This is a genomic window from Microbacterium hydrocarbonoxydans, assembly GCF_000956475.1.
GTDB lineage: Bacteria > Actinomycetota > Actinomycetes > Actinomycetales > Microbacteriaceae > Microbacterium > Microbacterium hydrocarbonoxydans_A.
In genome coordinates this window covers 91,911-110,991 of record NZ_JYJB01000008.1, presented here as the reverse complement: position 1 = coordinate 110,991, position 19,081 = coordinate 91,911, and the positions used below count along the sequence as shown (strand labels likewise).

Below are 19,081 nucleotides of genomic sequence, written 5' to 3'. Positions count from 1 at the left end.
GCCATGCGCGTCGTGATCGCCTCCGACAAGTTCAAAGGCTCCGCAACCGGAGCCGAGGTCGCGGCCTCGCTCGGCGACGGCATCCGCTCGGTGATTCCGGATGCCCTGATCGAGACGGTACCCGTCGCCGACGGCGGCGAGGGCACCGTCGAGGCCGCGATCGCGAGCGGATTCGAGGCGGTCACGGCGCGGGTCGCGGGTCCGACCGGCGCACCCCTGGAGGCGCGATTCGCGGTGCGCGGCGCCGAGGCCATCATCGAGATGGCGGCGGCGAGCGGGCTGGATGTGCTGCCGAGGGGCGAGAAGGCGGCGCTCACCGCAACCAGCCACGGCACCGGCGACCTGATCTCGGCGGCGCTCGACCGCGGATGCACCACGATCGTGCTCGGCGTCGGCGGCAGCGCGTGCACCGACGGAGGAGCGGGAATGCTGCAGGCGCTCGGCGTCTCGCTGCGTGCCGCCGGCCGGCCGGTGCGCGCGGGAGGTGCGGCGCTGGCCGAACTGGCCGATGTCGACGTGTCGGGGCTCGATCCGCGTCTCGCCGACGCGACGATCGTGCTCGCGAGCGACGTCGACAATCCGCTCCTGGGAGACCGGGGGGCCGCTGTGGTGTTCGCACCGCAGAAGGGGGCGAGCGCCGACGATGTCGCCGCCCTCGAGGCGGGCCTCCGCCGATTCTCAGAGCTGCTCGAGAAGCAGCCGGGCGTGCGGCCGTCGGCGACCGCTCCCGGCGCCGGTGCGGCGGGCGGGGTGGGCTATGCGGCTCTCGCGGTGCTCGGCGCACGACGCGAACCCGGCATCGATGTGATCCAGCGGCTCACGGGACTCGCCGATCGCATCTCCGGCGCCGACCTCGTGATCACGGGCGAGGGCAGCCTCGACGAGCAGAGTCTCGGCGGCAAGACTCCGATGGGTGTCGCCGCCGCCGCTCGAGCCGCCGGCATCCCGGTCATCGCGGTGTGCGGGCGCTCGGCCATCACCGAAGAGCAGGCGACCGACGCCGGCTTTCGCCGCGTCTATGCGCTCAGCGAGATCGAGCCCGATCCTGCCGCGAGCATGGCGAACGCCGTCTCGCTGCTGGTCGACCTGGGCGGGCGGCTCGCGCTCGATCTCGTGCTCGATCGCGCGTCGAATTGAGCCGAGTCCCACAGCGAGGGGACAGAATCAGTACATGCGGCCGGCGGCCGCGAGAAGGGAATCGCGACATGTCGCAGGCTGAAGAATCGCAGAGCACGTCGCTCGACCCGACGGGGGAGCACTACGACCTCGTGATCCGCGGAGAGCGCGTGCTCACCTCGGCCGGCATCCAGCCCCGCGAGGTCGGCGTCAGAGGCGGCGTCATCGTCGCGATGCAGCCCCTCGGCAACAACCTGAACGGCGTCGAGGTCGTCGAGCTGGGCGCCGACGAGACCCTCATTCCCGGCCTGGTCGACACGCACGTGCACGTCAACGAGCCCGGCCGCACCGAGTGGGAGGGCTTCGCCTCCGCCACCAGGGCGGCTGCGGCCGGCGGCGTCACCACCATCCTCGACATGCCGCTGAACAGCATCCCTCCGACGGTCAGCGTCGAGGCGCTCAACATCAAGCGCGAGGCGGCGAAGGGCCAGACCCACGTCGACGTGGGCTTCTGGGGCGGTGCCGTGCCCGGCAACACGGCCGACCTCCGCCCGCTGCACGACGCCGGCGTCTTCGGGTTCAAGTGCTTCCTGCTGCACTCTGGTGTCGACGAGTTCCCGCCCCTCGACGCCGACGAGCTCGAGAAGGACATGCGCGAGCTGTCGAACTTCGACTCGGTCATGATCGTGCACGCCGAGGATTCCCGGGCGATCGACCGCGCTCCTCAGCCCGAGGGCGACGACTACGGCAAGTTCCTCGCCTCGCGCCCGCGGGGAGCGGAGAACCTGGCGATCGCCGAGGTCATCGAACGAGCCCGCTGGACGGGCGGCCGCGCGCACATCCTCCACCTGTCGTCGTCTGACGCGCTGGCCATGCTCCGCACCGCCAAGAACGACGGGCTGAAGATCACGGTCGAGACCTGCCCGCACTACCTCACGCTCACCGCGGAGGAGATCCCGCACGGCGCCACCCAGTTCAAGTGCTGCCCGCCGATCCGCGAGGCGGGCAACCGCGAGCTGCTGTGGCAGGGGCTGGAGGACGGCACGATCGACTTCATCGTCTCGGACCACTCGCCCTCGACCCTCGACCTCAAGGACCTCGAGAACGGCGACTTCGCCGTTGCCTGGGGCGGTGTCGCCTCGCTGCAGCTCGGCCTGTCGCTGATCTGGACCGAGGCGCGCCAGCGCGGACTGTCGCTCGAGACGGTCGTGTCGTGGATGAGCGAGCGCCCGGCGCAGTTCGCGGGACTCACCGGGAAGGGGCGTATCGCCCCGGGCTACGACGCCGATTTCTCGGTGTTCGCGGCCGATGACGCCTACGTGGTCGACGTGGACAAGCTGTACCACAAGAACCACCTCACGCCGTATCACGGCAAGGCGCTGGCCGGTCGCGTGCGCAAGACGTACCTGCATGGCGAGGTCGTCGACTTCGAGACTCCGCGAGGCCGTCTGCTGCGCCGGGGCATGACCGACGCGGAGTGATCTCTGCACGTCGAGACCCCCTCTTATCGCCGAGACCCCCGGCTGTTCACGCGAACAGGTGGGGGTCTCGGCGACAGGTGGGGGTCTCGGCGTTCGGGGCGGGAGAGTCGGCGTTGACGGAGGAGAGGGGTGAGGAGTAAAGTTGAGTCATCACCACTCAACTTTGATCCCTGAAGGGATCCAGCAGAAGGAGTCTCCTCAGGAGGACGAATGGCCACCCCGCAGACCGAAGACCAGCAATCCGCACTCGAGCAGTTCGGCATCAACCTCACCGACCGCGCCCGCCAGGGCAAGCTCGACCCCGTGATCGGGCGCGACAGCGAGATCCGTCGCGTCAGCCAGGTGCTCACCCGGCGCACCAAGAACAACCCGGTGCTCATCGGAGAGCCGGGCGTCGGCAAGACGGCTGTCGTCGAGGGGCTGGCCCAGCGCATCGTCGCGGGCGACGTCGCCGAGTCGCTCAAGGACAAGGAGCTGGTCTCCCTCGACATCTCCGCCCTCGTGGCCGGAGCCATGTACCGCGGCCAGTTCGAGGAGCGGCTCAAGAGCGTCCTGAAGGAGATCACCGAGTCCGACGGGCGGATCATCACCTTCATCGACGAGCTGCACGTGCTCATGGGCGCGGGCGGCGGAGAGGGCTCGGTCGCGGCATCCAACATGCTCAAGCCCATGCTGGCCCGTGGCGAGCTGCGCATGATCGGCGCGACCACGCTCAACGAGTACCGCGAGTTCATCGAGAAGGATGCCGCGCTCGAGCGCCGCTTCCAGCAGGTGTACGTCGGCGAGCCCTCGGTCGAGGACACGATCGCGATCCTGCGCGGGCTCAAGGGGCGGTACGAGGCGCACCACGGTGTGACGATCTCCGACAGCGCACTGGTCGCGGCCGCCGCGCTGTCGAACCGCTACCTGCCCGCCCGGCAGCTGCCCGACAAGGCGATCGACCTGATCGACGAGTCGATGTCGCGGCTGAAGATGGAGATCGATTCCTCGCCGGTCGAGATCGACCAGCTCAAGCGTCAGGTCGACCGCATGAAGCTCGAGGAGCTCGCGCTCAAGCGCGAGAAGGACGACGCCTCGAAGGAACGGCTCAGCACGCTGCGCGAGCAGCTCGTCACGATGGAGAAGGAGCTCGCCGAGCTCGAAGCCCGCTGGGCGCGCGAACGGCAGGGACTGAACCGGGTGGGTGAGCTGAAGAAGCAGCTCGACGACGCGATCACGCAGCGCGATCTCGCGATGCGCAACGCCGACTACACGAAGGCGTCGAAGCTCGAGTACGAGACCATCAAGCGCCTCGAGCGCGACATCGCCGAGGCCGAGCAGGCGGAGGCCGCCGCGTCGTCAGAGGGGCGCATGGTCAATGAGCAGGTCACCGACGAAGACATCGCCGCGGTGATCGCGGCGTGGACGGGCATCCCCGTCGGCCGCCTTCTGCAGGGCGAGAGCGAGAAGCTGCTGCACCTCGAGAGCGAGCTGGGCAAGCGCCTGATCGGGCAGAAGGACGCCGTAAAGGCGGTGTCGGATGCTGTCCGCCGTTCCCGCGCGGGCATCAGCGACCCCGGTCGCCCGACCGGCTCGTTCCTGTTCCTCGGGCCTACCGGAGTCGGCAAGACGGAGCTGGCCAAGGCGCTCGCCGAGTTCCTGTTCGACGACGAGCACGCGATGGTGCGCATCGACATGTCGGAGTACGGCGAGAAGCATTCGGTGTCGCGCCTGGTCGGAGCCCCTCCGGGGTACATCGGCTACGAGCAGGGCGGTCAGCTCACCGAAGCCGTGCGTCGTCGTCCGTACAGCGTCATCCTGCTCGATGAGGTCGAGAAGGCGCACCCCGAGGTGTTCGACGTGCTGCTCCAGGTGCTCGACGACGGGCGTCTGACCGACGGTCAGGGGCGCACGGTCGACTTCTCGAACGTGATCCTGGTGCTCACCTCGAACATCGGCTCGCCGGTCCTGATCGACCCGACGCTGTCGGTCGACCAGAAGCGCGATCAGGTGATGACGCTGGTGCGGCAGGTGTTCCGCCCGGAGTTCCTGAACCGTCTCGACGACATCGTGATGTTCTCCTCCCTCAGCGAGGACGATCTCGCGCAGATCGTCGAACTCACGATCGACGCGCTGCAGAAGCGGCTGCACGATCGCCGGCTCACGCTCGCCGTCACTCCCGATGCGCGGTCGTGGCTCGCCGAGCGGGGGTACGACCCGGTGTTCGGCGCCCGCCCGCTGCGTCGGCTCATCCAGAGCGAGGTGCAGAACAAGCTCGCGACGGCGCTCCTGTCGGGCGGCGTGCACGACGGCGACACGGTGAGGGTGGACCTCGCGGCCGACGGCATGGGGCTCGTGCTCACGTCAGAGAAGCTCGACACGGGCGGTCTCGATGACGACGTGATCGAGGCCGAGCTGCTCGACGAATAGGGGTCGCCGAAAAGGGGGACGGATGCTGTGACATCCGTCCCTCTTCTCAGCGTTCCCCTCTCACCGCGATGCCAGCCAGGAGAGGATCATCTCTCTCAGCCCGCGACGTGGAACAGCGGCGACGCTGAGCCGATGCTCCCGTTCCCATGCCTTCCGGATACGGATCGTCTGCTCGTCGAGCGCCGTCAGCGCGCGGCTCGTTATGGTGGCCGAGATGACGCGATAGGGCCAGAGCCGCGTGAGGGTGCCCGGCCGCAACAGGACGAAGGTCCACGACACGCTCAACGCTATGAAGGCGATCCCCGCCGGCGGGACGGCCATCAGGGCGGCGCCGAAGAAGACACCGATTACGCCGCCGAGAAGGATGATGAACGTCCCGACCCGGCGAAGCGCGGTGCTCTGAGTCCTGTCGGCGCGCATCGTCCATCCGACGTGCCCGACGAAGGTGGCATAGGCGAGCAGCAGCATCACCGGATTCAACGGCCAGAGGTGCCCGATGACGAGTGCGACGATCCCGCTCGTCGCATACGTGGTGGCGATCGAGATGCCGAAGACGGTCACGAGGGCGATCACGAATGACGATGTCTTCGGGGTGCCCGTGAGGGCGTCAGTGCCGAGCAGCCGCAGGGCGCGAACATGCCGGGCGCGGGCGAGGATCATCTGACGCCGCAGGGGCGCTATCTCCGAGACGCCGAGGGCGAACAACATGACCGCCCAGCTGCACATCCAGAGCAGGATCATGCTGGACGCCGATTCCGGGGCGTGGATGATGACGGGCCCTGCGAACACTCCTATGGCGGCGATCGTGACGAGGCACACCGTGGAAAGCGGACGGATCAGCCGCCGCGCACGGAGTGGCACGGACTGCCAGTCTCCGGCGAGCCCGGTGAAGGCCGCGGCCGCGACCAACAGCATGCCGACGGTCTGCAGTGCACTGAATCCATTCGCGAAGGCCGGGGCGAGCCATTCCCCGATCGATGAGATCGCCGCCCAGTAGTCCGCGATGAGCGGGCGGGCACCTGTGCTCAGGACCAGCACCACCACGAACGGGATGCTGCCGAAAAGCAGCGTCAGGACGGGCCAGAGGATCCAGATGGAGACGAGTCCGGGAGCAGAGGGATGTCGAGAATCATGAGCGTTCTTCTTCACCCGGAAGACAGTACGAAGCAAAGCCCTCGGGTGGTGAGGCGGCCGGAATCGCTGTGGTGATCCCTCATGCGGGACCCGTGCACGAGGCTCTCAGCTGGTCGCCCACTCCTCGGGGCCCGTGGAACCTGCCGGATACTCCTCGAGGGGAACGGCACCCGACGCCCAGGCGTCCCTGACGGGCTGGAGGATGCGCCAGCACTCCTCTGCTTCGTCGGCGCGCACCGAGAGCGCGACCTCCCCGTCCAGCAGCTCGTCGATGACCTCTTCGTACGACCGGCGCTGCCCTTCGCCGAGATCGGCGCACAGCTCCTCGTCGCGGAGCGCGAACGGGTCATCGCCGCCCGTGACGTGCAGTCGCAACCGCATCTCATCGGGGCCGAGCGAGAACGTCAGCCGCCCGCCGTCGACCGGCGAACCGGCCAGGCCCTTCGGCACGTGCCTCACCTGACGGAACGTCAGCACCACCTCCGACTTCTTCGCAGCCAGCGCCTTGCCCGAGCGCAGCGTGAACGGCACACCGGCCCACCGGTCGTTGGCCACCTCGAAGACGACCTCGGCGAGCGTCTCGGTGTTGCGAGATGCATCCACCCCCTCTTCGTCGACGTACGAAGGGAGCTCGCGATCGTCGATCCGGCCTGCTGTGTACCGTGCTCGACGAGAGGACTGAGCCGGGTCGTCGCCGAGTACGTGCGTCGCCCGCAGCACAGCTGCCTTGGCGTCGCGCAGATCGCGCTCGTCGATGCTCGCGGGCGGGTCCATCGCGACCAGGGCGAGCACCTGCAGGAGGTGGCTCTGGATCATGTCGATCATCGCGCCGGCCTTGTCGTAGTAGCGGGCCCGGCCCTCGAGGGCGATGCTCTCGTCGAACCGGATCAGCACCGACTCGACGTGCTCCGCCGACCACACCGGCTCCAGGATGCGGTTGGCCAGCCGCACGCCCATGAGGTTGAGGAGCATGGAACGGCCGAGGAAGTGGTCGACGCGGAAGATCTGACGCTCTGGTACGAGAGCCGTGAGCATGTCGTTGAGTTCACGCGCGGTCTTCTCGTCGTCGCCGAACGGCTTCTCCATCGCGAGCACGGTGCCCTCGGGAAGAGTCATGCCCTGCATGGCGGCGATCGCGGCGCGCGTCACGGCGGGCGGGAGCGCGAAGTACAGCACGGTGCCGGGCTCGAGGGTCTCGATGAGCGCCGCCACGGCGTCGCGGTCTGTGACGTCCGCAGAGGTGTAATCGCCGATCGTGACCCGGTCGATCGCGCCGGGGTAGTCGGCGAAGGCGACGCCCACGAGCTTCTTCCACGCCTCCGGGTCGCGCTCCTCCGTGCCCGATCCGCGAAGGACCACCCGCCACTGCGGCTGCCTCGCGAGCAGGGCGGCGAGAGAGGGGAGCAGCAGCCGGGACGTCAGGTCGCCCGAGGCGCCGAGGATGAACAGGGTCGTGGGAGTGGTCGCCATGGCCAGGACGTTAGCCCGATCGGCCCGGAATGGCCACCCTCTGGCGATGCGAGAAGGCATTTGGTAGACCATCACACCCTACAGAGCTTCCAAGATGTGAAATTACGAGTCCGAGATATGAGAAAAGTCTTGACTCGTTCGAAGCGTGACTGGTAGACCTGAACTGTTCCGATGACGGGGCACCTGGATCAGCAGACAGGGAAACTGAGCTGGCCCCACGTGGGGCCGCTCCCCGGCTCCACCGTCACAGATGGAGTCGCTCATGTCGCAGTCAATCGCCAGCACCTGGCTGAAGAACCCCCTCGGTGTGTACACCGGGACCGATGCGGATGCCGCGGGCGGCATCGTCCTCGAGGGCGCCCTCGTTCGCGAGCTCGTACCGGCAGGCGGAGCGCCCTCCGCGCCCGTCGATCAGGTGTTCGACGCTTCTCGGCACGTCGTCATCCCCGGACTCATCAACACCCACCACCACTTCTACCAGACGCTCACACGCGCCTGGCGGCCGGTCGTCAGCGCCGAGCTCTTCCCCTGGTTGAAGGGCCTCTACGGCGTGTGGGCCGGCCTCACGCCCCGTGATCTCGAGCTCGCCACGACCGTCGCGCTCGCCGAACTGCTTCTCTCGGGCTGCACGACGGCCGCCGATCACCACTACCTCTTCCCGGACGGCCTCGAAGAGGCCGTCGACGTGCAGGTCGACGTCGTGCGAAAGCTCGGCATGCGCGCCATGCTGACCCGCGGCTCGATGTCGCTGGGGGAGGATGAGGGGGGCCTGCCCCCGCAGCGCACCGTGCAGGATGCCGACATCATCCTCGCCGACAGCGAGCGCCTGATCGGCGCGTATCACGAGCGCGGCGAGGGCGCCTTCGTGCAGATCGGCCTCGCGCCGTGCTCGCCGTTCTCGGTCACCACCGGCGTCATGCGAGACACGGCTGCCCTCGCCGAGCGGCTCGATGTGCGCCTGCACACCCACCTCGCCGAGACCCTCGACGAAGAGGACTTCTGTCGCGAGACGTTCGGTCTGCGCACGGTCGATTACCTGGAGAGCGTCGGCTGGCTCTCGGATCGCACCTGGCTGGCGCACGGCATCCATTTCGACGATGCCGAGATCGCCCGGCTGGGAGCCGCCGGCACCGCGGTGTCGCACTGCGCGACGTCGAACATGCGCCTCGCCTCGGGCATCGCCCGCGCGCTCGAACTCGAGGAGGCCGGCGCACCCGTGGGCCTCGGTGTCGACGGCTCGGCCTCGAACGACGGCTCGAACATGATCCAGGAGGTCCGCCAGGCGCTGTACCTGCAGCGTCTGCGCTACGGCGCCGCCGCGATCACGCCCGAGCGCGCCCTCGGCTGGGCGACCGCGGGCTCTGCCAGAGCCCTCGGACGCAGCGACATCGGCGCTCTTGCCCCCGGCATGCAGGCCGACCTCGCGATGTTCACTCTCGACGAGCTGCGCTTCTCGGGCAGCCACGACCCGGTCGCCGCTCTGCTCCTGTGCGGCGCCGACCGCGCCGACCGCGTGATGGTCGCCGGTCGCTGGCGAGTGCTCGACGGGCAGATCGCCGACCTCGACGTGCCCCGTCTCATCGCCCACCACAGCGAGGCCGCCCGCAGCCTTCTCGCGCGGCAGGTCTGACCCCGAACCCCGACCACCCACCCGAACCCGGAACACACGACGAAGAGGTCGCCATGACGAAACAGACCAAGGCCCCCGGCCGCCGCCCCGAAGACGAGCGACTGCCACTCGGCTCCACGATCGCCTACGGGCTCCAGCACGTGCTCACGATGTACGGCGGCATCATCGCCCCGCCGCTCATCATCGGCCAGATCGCCGGCCTCGACAGCACCGAGATCGGCGTGCTCATCGCCGCATGCCTCTTCATGGGCGGTCTTGCGACGATCCTGCAGACCGTCGGCATCCCGTTCTTCGGATCGCAGCTGCCGCTCGTGCAGGGTGTGTCGTTCGCGGGCGTCGCCACCATGGGCGCGATCGTCACGAGCGGTGGCGGGCTCCCGGCAGTGTTCGGCGCGGTGATCGTGGCATCCATCATCGGCCTGCTGATCGCGCCGGTGTTCGCGACGATCATCCGCTTCTTCCCGCCCGTGGTCACCGGAGTCGTCATCACCACGATCGGACTCACCCTGCTGCCGGTCGCGGCAGGCTGGGCGATGGGCGGCAATCGCAACGCCGACGACTTCGGCTCTCCCGAAAACCTCATGCTCGCCGGCGTCACCTTCGTAATCGTGCTGGTGCTCAGCAAGGTCCGCGTCGGCGCCATCTCGCGCCTCGCCATCCTGCTCGCGATCGTGATCGGCACGATATTCGCGGTGATCATCGGAAAGGCCGACTTCAGCACCGTCGGCCAAGGACCGGTCTTCGCGCTGCCCACCCCCTTCGCGTTCGGCCTGCCTACGTTCGAGATCGCGGGCATCATCTCGATGTTCATCGTGATCCTCGTGACGCTGACCGAGACGACGGCCGACATCCTCGCAGTGAGCGAGATCGTCGGCACCAAGGTCGACTCCAAGCGGATCGCTGCGGGCCTGCGTGCCGACATGCTCTCGAGCGCGGTCTCGCCCGTGTTCGGCACCTTCACGCAGTCGGCGTTCGCGCAGAACGTCGGCCTGGTCGCCATCACCGGCGTCAAGAGCCGCTTCGTGGTCACCGCCGGCGGCGCCGTGCTCGTGATCCTCGGTCTGCTGCCCGTGCTCGGCCGCGTCGTGGCCGCGGTCCCCTCTCCCGTCCTGGGCGGAGCCGGCATCGTCCTGTTCGGCTCGGTCGCGGCATCCGGCATCCGCACCCTCGCCAAGGTCGAGTACCGCGACAACATGAACCTGGTGATCGTGGCGTCCGCGCTGGGCATCGGCATGCTGCCGATCGCCGCGCCGACCATCTACGACCAGATGCCGTCGTGGTTCGTGACGATCTTCCACTCGGGCATCAGCTCCGCTGCCGTGGCCGCTATCCTGCTGAACCTGCTGTTCAACCACCTCGGCAGCGCGAAGCGCAAGAACGCGTTCGTGTCGGCGCCGACCCGCAGCATCCCCGTCGCGATCCTCGACGCCCTCGAGGACGGCGATTCCGTCGTCGACGGCAAGGTCGTCGACAAGGAAGGCAACGAGGTCATCGTCGAACGACCCGCGCACTGACCCCGGCGCCCCATCTGAGCGTCGACGCCCCATCTGGCACACGTCCGTCAGATGGGGCGTCGACTCGCAGGTGGGGCGTGGGCCGGGGGCGGGTGCGTGCGTCCGTGCACTGAGCGGCGAGCTTGAGTCGGATGCCGCGAGATGACACACTCCGGTCATGGCTGCCCGCATCGAGGACTACGCACTTCTGAGCAACTGCCGCACCGCGGCGCTGGTGTCGAGGACAGGGAGCATCGACTGGCTGTGCCTGCCGCGTCTCGACTCCCCGTCGGTGTTCGGCGCACTTCTCGGCGACGAGGCGCACGGCCGGTGGGAGCTGCATCCGGCCGACGCCGATGCCGAATGCAGCCGTCGCTACGACGGCGACACCTTCGTGCTCATCACCCGCTGGGAGCTCGATGACGCGATCGCCGAGGTGCACGACTTCATGCCGATCGGGCTCGACCCCGACGTCGCGATCCGCCGCACCGACCTCGTCCGCCGCATCGTCGGCGTGCAGGGCGAGATGGACTTCGTGCAGCAGATCAGCATCCGCTTCGACTACGCACGAGGCATGCCGTGGGTGCGGCAGACGGGCACCGCTGACGAGCCCTGCCTGGTTGCGATGGGCGGGCCGGATGCCGTGGCCTTTCGCGGCGCGCAGCTGACAGCCGTCGACCACCAGCACCGCGGCGAGCTGACCGTGTCGGCCGGAGACGAGCGAGATCTGCAGCTGACCTGGTTCCCCTCGCATCGCGAGGTGCCGGCCCCTCTCGTGGTCGACGACGAGGTCGAGCGCACGAAGGACTGGTGGCAGAGCTGGGCCGACCGCATCTCGCACGACGGCCCCAGGCGCGGCGACGTCGTGCGCTCGCTGCTGCTGCTTCGTGCACTGACCAATCACGAGACCGGAGGCATCGCGGCCGCCGCGACCATGGCGCTGCCCGAGGAGATCGGCGGAGTGCGCAACTGGGATTACCGCTACGTCTGGCTGCGCGATGCGGCGCTCACGCTGGAGGCGCTGCTCGATCACGGCTTCCTCACGGTCGCCGATCGCTGGCGCGAGTGGCTGCTGCGCGCGGTCGCCGGCGACCCGGCCGACCTGCAGATCATGTACGGCCTCGCGGGGGAGCGTGACCTGCTCGAGCGCGTGCTGCCGGGGTTCCCCGGCTTCGAGAAGTCGTCGCCGGTGCGCGTGGGCAACGGCGCGGCCGCGCAGTATCAGGCGGATGTCGTCGGCGAGGTGCTCGTGACGCTCTCGGCCGCGCGCGCGGCGGGTCTCGACGAGTCGGAGTTCTCGTGGCCGCTCGAGCGGCAGCTGGTGCGGTTCGCGTCAGAGCAGATCGAGCGGCCCGACCAGGGGCTGTGGGAGATCCGCGGCGATCCGCACCACTTCACGCACTCCCGCGTCATGATCTGGGCGGCGTTCGATCGGGCCGTGCGCGCTGTCGAGGACTTCGGCCTGGAGGGTCCGGTCGAGCGCTGGCGCGGACTGCGCGATCGGATGCGGCACGAGATCGACGAGCAAGGCGTCGTCGAGGGGCACTTCGTGCAGTACTACGGCACGACCGAGGTCGACGCCTCGCTGCTGCTGCTCCCGCAGGTCGGGTACTGCCGGCCGGATGACCCGCGCATGCTCGCGACGGTCGAGCGCATCGAGCAGACCCTCATGCCCGACGGGCTGGTACGGCGCTACCGCACAGACACCGGCGTTGACGGTCTCGCCGGAACGGAGGGGGCCTTCCTCGCCTGCTCGTTCTGGCTCGTCGAGCAGTACGCCGTCACCGGCCGGCACGAAGAGGCCCACGCGCTCATGGACCGGCTGTGCGGTCTGACGAATGACGTCGGGATGCTGTCGGAGGAGTACGACACGGTCGCCGGCCGGCAGCTCGGGAACACGCCGCAGGCCTTCTCGCATCTGGCGCTCGTGCGCGCCGCCGACGCTCTGGCGCGCAGCGCGCACCGCCCGCGCTGAGGGCGGAGCGTCCTGACAGATCGACGCCCCTGCTCAGCGATGCTGAGCAGGGGCGTCGACGCGCGAGGGCGTATGTCCTCAGGCGCTGAGGATGACCGTCTCGGCGATCGGGCGGCGTACGCGCGGAGCGGTCTCCGCCTGCTGCAGGCCCTCGGGAAGACCGGATGCATCGCCGAGCTCGCCCACGGCGATGACCGTGGTGGGGCTGAAGCGCGGCTCCAGGTCGGCGAACTCGCGCACGACCTCGGGGTCGAATCCGCTCATCTGGTGCACGACGAGGCCCTCGTGGTGCGCCTGCACCGAGAAGTGGGCGACGGCCTGGCCGAGGTCGTAGACGGCGTGGCTGATCGGCTTGCCGTCCTCGGACTCGGTCTCGGCGATCGAGACGATCAGCACAGCGGCGTTGGCTGCCCAGAGCTGGTTGAACTCGACGAGCGAGCTGACGACCTGGTCGAAGAGCGCGGTGCCGCGGTGGGCGACGATGAAGCGCCACGGCTGCAGGTTGTAGGCGGACGGCGACCAGCGCGCTGCCTCGAGGGCGGCGTTCAGCTTGGCCTCGTCGATCTCGTTGGCGGCGTCGTAGGCGCGGGGGCTCCAGCGTCCTGCGAGCACGTCGAGAACGGGGTGCTCGGTGGGGGCGGTGCGGTCGAGAACGGGAGTGCTCATTGAAGTGCCTTTCAGAAGGAGCGGATCGGACTCCTTCGTCCGGGTTACATCGAACCTAAACGCATGTATGTGCATGCATATTCCCTGAGACGAGAAATGACTTCCGGCGTGCTCGTCGTGCCTGCCGAGACCCCCACATGTTGCCGAGACCCCCACTTATTCGCGCGAACAACTGGGGGTCTCGGCACGAACTGGGGGTCTCGGCGACGCGGGCGGATGCTGCGACGCGGGCGGATGCTGCGACGCGGGCGGATGCTGCGACGCAAGCGGATGCCGCGACGGGGCGCCGCGGCATCCGCTCTCCTGCTCAGACCCGGATCACTTCACCTTCACCTTCGTGCTCGAGGTCGCCGTCACGCCTCGCGAGTTCTCCAGCTCTCCCGTGTAGACGTACGTCCCGGGCGCACGCGCGGTCAGGTGCACGTCCACCGAGCGCTGCCCGGCATCTGCATCGAGAGGCGTGGTGGAGATCAGCGTTCCGTTCTCATACAGCCGGAACACCGTCGCGTCCTCGCCCTTCTTCTGGGTCATGCTGACAGTGAAGCCGTCGGAGGCCTTCGACTCCGAGAGCTTTCCCCTCGCCGGGGGAGCCGTCGCCCCGTCCTCCGCGCTCTGCCACATCGTCGGCGCGATCGGCGTCACCGCTATGCTGCGGATCCGGGCTGCGCCTCCCTGGGACCACGCCGAGATCTCGGTCGCTCCCTCGTTCGGGAACACCTGGTCGGTGAGCGTCACCCGTCCGCCGGCCGTGAACAGCTCGACGGATGCTCGATCGATGTAGAGCTCCAGCGTCACCGATCCGTCTGCCGCGAGCGAGGCGCGCGGCAGAGGTGCGTCGTCGACCGACGCGAACGACGGGTTGAAGCCGACATTCCCGGAGGCGGTGCGATCGATGAACACGCGCTGCTCGGCGGTGTCGTACCCGATTCGCGTGCCGCTCGTCTCATCGCCGAAGACCGTGATGCCGGCCTTCTGCGCCGCCCCCGGTTCCAGGACGACGTCGATCTTGGCGACCTCCCCCTCGAGGTCGAGGGCGGTCGGCCCGTCGACCTCGACACCCGTGCGGGTCTGCGTGCGGCTCAGGTCGAGCTGGCCGTCGATCTGCGGCACGACGCTCTGGCTCAGACGCGGCCCCTCCGGCGTGCTCACGAGTCGCACCTCGCGGGGAAGCGCCATCGAGCTGCGCCACGTCGACGTCGGGATGTCTCCCGCGTAATCCCAGTCGTTCATCCACGCCTGCATGACGCGCGAGCCGGGGTCGGGCGTGCCCGAATACGAGACCCCGGCGTAGTAGTCGCGGCCCCAGTCGAGCCAGTCGTACCCGTCCGCCGGGAGCGGCACCCCCGCAGAGGAGAAGGTGACCTGATCGAGGAGCAGATGCCCCCAGCCGCCTCGGTTGTTGTCGATCGCGACGATCCTGGCCTGCTGACCGCGGAGGTCGGCGACGTTCCACGACCTCCAGCTCAGCGCTTCGCTGTTCGAGCCGGTGGCGGTGCGCACGACGCGCCCGTCGACCACGAGGTTCACCGACGTCTCGTCGGAGCGCACCTGCGCCGGCGCGTCGCCGATCACGGCGTTGTCGAACGTCAGATGGCCCCATCCGCCGTCTGCGTCGTCATGGATGCGGATCTCGGCCTGCTGTCCCTGAAGGTCGGCGACGTTCCACGATGCCCAGTTCAGGCTGCCGGAGTTCGCTCCGGTCTGAGTGCGGACGACCTGGCCGTCGACGAGCAGCTCGGCCTGCAGCGATCCGTCGGCCCTCCGGCCGCCGCCGATCAGGAACGACACGTAGTCGCCGTCGATCGTGAACGCCGGCGAGGTCATGTCGCCGCGGTTCGCGTCGCCGGCGGGCCCCGCTTCGAAGGTGTTGATACGGCGCGTGCCGAGGTAGCCTTCGCCACCCTGTGTCGACGGGCTGCGGTCGGGGTCGGTGGCGAAATCGCCCGAGAGTGCCCAGCCCGACTCGGCGAGGTTCTGCCCCTCGGGCAGCTCGAAGTCGAACAGGGTGGCGGAGCCGGCCGGCGGCTCGTTGGAGAGCTGCGCGCCGTCGACGTGCGGGTGATCGCCGCCGCCGACGAGCAGGTCGATGTAGTCGTCGTCGATCGTGAACTCGGGAGACTCGAGCGTGCCGGTCGGGGCGTCGCCGCCGAGGAACCCGTTCACGAGCCCCGCTCCCACCCAGCCCGACACCGCCTGCTGGCCGGGGATCGTGCCGGTCGCGGGCGCTGCGCCCCAGGGGCCTGCGACGTCGCTCGACGGGTCGTTGCGCACGGTCCATCCGTCGAAGTCGCCGTCGTCGAATCCGCCGAACACGCGCCCTTCAGGAGCTGCGGGCGCGGCATCCGTCGTCTCGGAGGTGAAGGTCGTGCCGTCGAAGTCGCCGACGAAGTACTGCCCTGTGCTGCCGCCGTTCGGCCCGCCGGGGTTCAGGTTCACCACCATGACCCACTTCGTGTTCGACGGGTCGCCGTCGACCGGGAGCGGGAACAGGTCGGGGCACTCCCAGATGCCGCCGGTCGCGTTCGCCGGGCCGAAGTCCGACAGGTGCTCCCAGTTCTTCAGATCGGTGCTCTTGGAGATCACGACCTTGTGCTCAAGCGCTTCGACCGCGACCATCACCCAGTACTCTCCGGCCGGGCCGTCGTACCGGAAGACCTTCGGGTCGCGGAAGTTCGCGGAGCCGCGATCGAGCACGGGGTTGCCCTCGTACTTCGTCCAGGTCTGGCCGTCGTCGAGGCTGTAGGCGAGCGACTGCGCCTGCACTCCCGCGTGCTCCGGATGCTGGGGCGTGTACGCGGAGGTGTAGATCGCCACCATCGGGCTGGAGCCCGCGGGCCCGAATCCTGCCGAGTTGTCGTGATCCACGACGATCGAGCCCGAGAAGATGTCCTCGATCGGGCGGCCCTGATCGTCGAAGGTCTGCGGGATCGCGAGGGGCTGCTGCGTCCAGTGCAGGAGGTCGGTCGACGTGGCGTGCCCCCAGCTCATGTTGCCCCAGGTCGTGCCCTGCGGATTGTGCTGGAAGAACAGGTGATAGGTGCCGTCGACATACACGAGCCCGTTGGGGTCGTTCATCCAGTTCTGCTCGGGCGTGAAGTGCACGAGCGGCCGGTACTGCTCATCGCCGGGCGTGTTCTCGGCGGCCATGGCAGGCAGGCAGATGCATCCGATCATCAGGGCGGCGCCGAGCGCGACGCCCGCGGTGGCGCGGGCTCGCCGACGGATGCCGGGAGAAGGGTTCAGTGGGGGGATCATTCGCGCTCCTTCGTGCGTGACTCTCCGGATTGACATCGATGTCAATCTCTGACGCGAGAACTTACGGCTTGTCCGGTGGACAACGCAAGAGCGAGTTCGGAACTCGCTCAGGCCGCAGGCGTGATCTCGCCTGATCCTCGGGCGATCAGACGCGTCGGAACGACCGAGCGGATCGGCGCCTCATCCGCGCCCTCGAGCAGCGCGAAGAGCCGTTCGGCCGCTCGGCGGCCGATCTCCTGCGGGTCCTGCGCGACGACCGTCACGCCGGGGTCGAGAAGGTCGGCCAGAGGAAGGTCGTCGAAGCCGACCAGTGCGACCGAGCGCGAGCATCCGGCATCGCGCAGGGCATGCAGCGCACCGATCGTGATGAGGTTCTGCGCACTGAACACGGCCGTCGGCGGCTCGGCCGCGCCGAGCATCCGCTCCAGCGCCGTGCGCGCCGAATCGACGTCGTGAAGGTCCGTGGCCATGAGCGCGTCCGAGCGGGATATGCCCGCAGCGGCCAGGGCGTCGAGGTACCCCTGCTGGCGCTGACTCGCGGTGGCGAGGTCGAGCCGGTCGGCGAGGAGTGCGATGCGGCGATGCCCCTGCTCGATGAGATGCGCGACCCCGGCCTCTGCGCCCGCGCGGTTGTCGCTCGCCACCGTGTCGAGCCCGTCGACGAGCGGCTCGCGGTCGACGAACACCGCGGGGATGCCGCGTTCGCGCAGCTGCGGCAGGTAGTCGGGTCGGCGGGATGCCGTGGTGAGGATGAGGCCGTCGACCCGGCGCTGCAGGAAGGCGCGCACGGCACTGCCCTCGCGGGCGGGATCGTCGTCGAGGCTCGAGGCGAACACGGCCATGCCGCGCTCGGCGGCGAGGTCTTCGACCACGCGGTGGATCGCACCGGCGAACGGGTTGTCGACGCTGCCGACCAGCAGGCCGAGGGTGCGGGTGCGCCCGTCGGAGCGGCGCAGGCTGCCCGCCTGCAGATCGGGCTGGTAGTCGAGTGCGCGGATCGCGTCCCACACGCGGGCCGCGGTCGCGTCGGAGACGTTGGGCTCGTCGTTGATGACGCGCGAGACGGTCTTGGTGCCCACTCCGGCCAGAGCGGCCACCTGCTTCATGGTGGCTCTCGGGCGGCCGCCGCTGCCCTGACGGGGTTCTGACATCGGTGTCACGGGATGATCTCGATTCTTGCGATTGCACTTGACTCTACTGGGCGATGCGGGTACAACTATCCCTGACATCGTTGTCAATGAGGCGACGAACCGCCCGAGAGGACCATTCAATGACGAAGCACTTCACCCGTCGCAGCCGCGTGCTCGCCGCTGCCATCGGCGCCTCGGCCGCGCTCGCGGTCTCCCTGACCGGATGCGCCGGATCCGGCCCCGCGACCGGCGGCGGCGCGGATGACGAGATCGGCGTCTCGCTGATCGTCAAGACGAACTCCAACCCGTTCTTCATCGCGATGCAGGATGGCGCGAAGGCCGCAGCCGAGAAGGACGGCGTCAAGCTGACGCTCGCCGCAGGCAAGGAGGACGGCGACGAGGACACCCAGATCCAGGCGATCGAGGCCGCCATCTCCAAGGGCGACAAGGGAATCCTCATCACGCCCAACGGCCCCGCCGTGCTCGACGCGATCGACAAGGCGCGTCAGGCGGGCATCTACGTGATCGCTCTCGACACGGTTCCCGACCCGGCGGACGCCGTGGACATCACCTTCGCGACAGACAACTTCCTCGCGGGCGAGTATGTCGGCGAGTGGACCGCAGGGGCGCTCGACGGCAAGGACGCGGTCATCGGCCTGATCGATCTCTTCGACGACAAGGCCGTGAGCGTCGACTACAACCGCGACCAGGGCTTCCTCTCCGGCCTCGGTGTCGACCTCGGCGATAAGAACGTGAACGGCGACGAGGAGTCGACCGGCAGCTACACCGGCGGCAAGGGCGGCTCGTACGAGATCGTCGGCAACGAGGCTTCGCAGGGCGCCGAAGACGGCGGCCGTACGGCGATGGAGAACCTGCTCGCCAAGAACCCCGACATCAACGTCGTCTACACGATCAACGAGCCGGCCGCCTACGGCGCGTACCAGGCGCTCGAGGCCGCGGGCAAGAGCAAGGACGACGTGCTGATCGTCTCGATCGACGGCGGATGCGCGGGTGTCGGCCAGGTGAAGGACGGCATCATCGACGCCACCAGCCAGCAGTACCCCGTGAAGATGGCGGAGCTCGGCGTGAAGTCCATCGTCGACCTGGTCAAGGACGGCACGAAGCCCGAGAACTCCGAGGGCCTCGACTTCTTCAACACGGGTGTCCAGCTGGTCACCGACACGCCCGTCGAGGGCGTGGAGTCGATCGACACCGCCGCTGCCCTCGACATCTGCTGGGGCGGCAAGTAACACCCTCTCGGATGCCGCGGCCGTCGACCCGTTCCGGTCGCGGCATCCGTCCAACCCTGATCGGAAGTGACC

At 68.7% G+C, this 19,081-nt stretch carries 12 protein-coding genes; 7 read left to right on the top strand and 5 right to left on the bottom strand.

The annotated features are described in order from the left end of the window. The first annotated feature begins 3 nt into the window (after positions 1 to 3). From RS84_RS07225 to RS84_RS07215, 3 genes are all read left to right on the top strand, one after another. A complete protein-coding gene (locus tag RS84_RS07225) occupies positions 4 to 1,137 on the top strand; it encodes a glycerate kinase (protein ID WP_045257117.1) in 1,134 nt (377 codons plus the stop codon). Between the two features lie 68 nt (positions 1,138 to 1,205). Next, positions 1,206 to 2,597: an allantoinase AllB gene (allB, locus tag RS84_RS07220; RefSeq protein WP_045257116.1), complete on the top strand. Its 1,392-nt coding sequence runs from the start codon at positions 1,206 to 1,208 to the stop codon at positions 2,595 to 2,597. A 210-nt stretch (positions 2,598 to 2,807) separates the two neighbouring features. Next, positions 2,808 to 5,006, top strand: a complete 2,199-nt coding sequence (locus tag RS84_RS07215) for an ATP-dependent Clp protease ATP-binding subunit (RefSeq protein WP_082062082.1) — start codon at positions 2,808 to 2,810, stop codon at positions 5,004 to 5,006. 60 nt (positions 5,007 to 5,066) lie between these two features. Here RS84_RS07215 and RS84_RS07210 read toward each other — a convergent pair whose 3' ends face one another. Further along, positions 5,067 to 6,155 carry a hypothetical protein gene (locus tag RS84_RS07210; protein WP_045257115.1) on the bottom strand — a complete coding sequence of 363 codons (1,089 nt, stop codon included), beginning with the start codon at positions 6,153 to 6,155 and terminating at the stop codon, positions 5,067 to 5,069. A gap of 90 nt (positions 6,156 to 6,245) precedes the next feature. Then, entirely contained in the window at positions 6,246 to 7,610 is a 1,365-nt protein-coding gene (locus tag RS84_RS07205) for a glucose-6-phosphate dehydrogenase (protein WP_045257114.1), read from the bottom strand. A 262-nt stretch (positions 7,611 to 7,872) separates the two neighbouring features. On the opposite strand from RS84_RS07205, the gene RS84_RS07200 reads away from it, so the two are divergent. The 3 genes from RS84_RS07200 (at position 7,873) to RS84_RS07190 (ending at position 12,708) form a co-directional block, all read left to right on the top strand. Continuing rightward, entirely contained in the window at positions 7,873 to 9,240 is a 1,368-nt protein-coding gene (locus tag RS84_RS07200; protein WP_045257113.1) for an 8-oxoguanine deaminase, read from the top strand. Between the two features lie 53 nt (positions 9,241 to 9,293). Continuing rightward, positions 9,294 to 10,754 (top strand): nucleobase:cation symporter-2 family protein, encoded by a 1,461-nt coding sequence (locus RS84_RS07195; RefSeq protein WP_045257112.1) that lies wholly within the window; start codon positions 9,294 to 9,296, stop codon positions 10,752 to 10,754. Between the two features lie 157 nt (positions 10,755 to 10,911). Further along, the gene (locus tag RS84_RS07190; RefSeq protein ID WP_045257111.1) at positions 10,912 to 12,708 is read left to right on the top strand and encodes a glycoside hydrolase family 15 protein; all 1,797 of its coding nucleotides are present in this window, start codon (positions 10,912 to 10,914) and stop codon (positions 12,706 to 12,708) included. 78 nt (positions 12,709 to 12,786) lie between these two features. Here RS84_RS07190 and RS84_RS07185 read toward each other — a convergent pair whose 3' ends face one another. The 3 genes from RS84_RS07185 to RS84_RS07175 all read right to left on the bottom strand — a co-directional run bounded on the left by RS84_RS07185 (position 12,787) and on the right by RS84_RS07175 (position 17,780). Continuing rightward, positions 12,787 to 13,374 (bottom strand): nitroreductase family protein, encoded by a 588-nt coding sequence (locus tag RS84_RS07185; RefSeq protein WP_045257110.1) that lies wholly within the window; start codon positions 13,372 to 13,374, stop codon positions 12,787 to 12,789. A 318-nt stretch (positions 13,375 to 13,692) separates the two neighbouring features. Continuing rightward, positions 13,693 to 16,629: a glycoside hydrolase family 32 protein gene (locus RS84_RS07180; RefSeq protein ID WP_321163033.1), complete on the bottom strand. Its 2,937-nt coding sequence runs from the start codon at positions 16,627 to 16,629 to the stop codon at positions 13,693 to 13,695. A 107-nt stretch (positions 16,630 to 16,736) separates the two neighbouring features. After that, positions 16,737 to 17,780 carry a LacI family DNA-binding transcriptional regulator gene (locus tag RS84_RS07175; RefSeq protein ID WP_235281418.1) on the bottom strand — a complete coding sequence of 348 codons (1,044 nt, stop codon included), beginning with the start codon at positions 17,778 to 17,780 and terminating at the stop codon, positions 16,737 to 16,739. A gap of 119 nt (positions 17,781 to 17,899) precedes the next feature. Here RS84_RS07175 and RS84_RS07170 point away from each other — a divergent pair, with 119 nt between their 5' ends. After that, on the top strand, positions 17,900 to 19,009 hold the full coding sequence (locus tag RS84_RS07170) for a substrate-binding domain-containing protein (protein ID WP_045257108.1): 1,110 nt from the start codon (positions 17,900 to 17,902) through the stop codon (positions 19,007 to 19,009). The last annotated feature ends 72 nt before the right edge of the window (positions 19,010 to 19,081 follow it).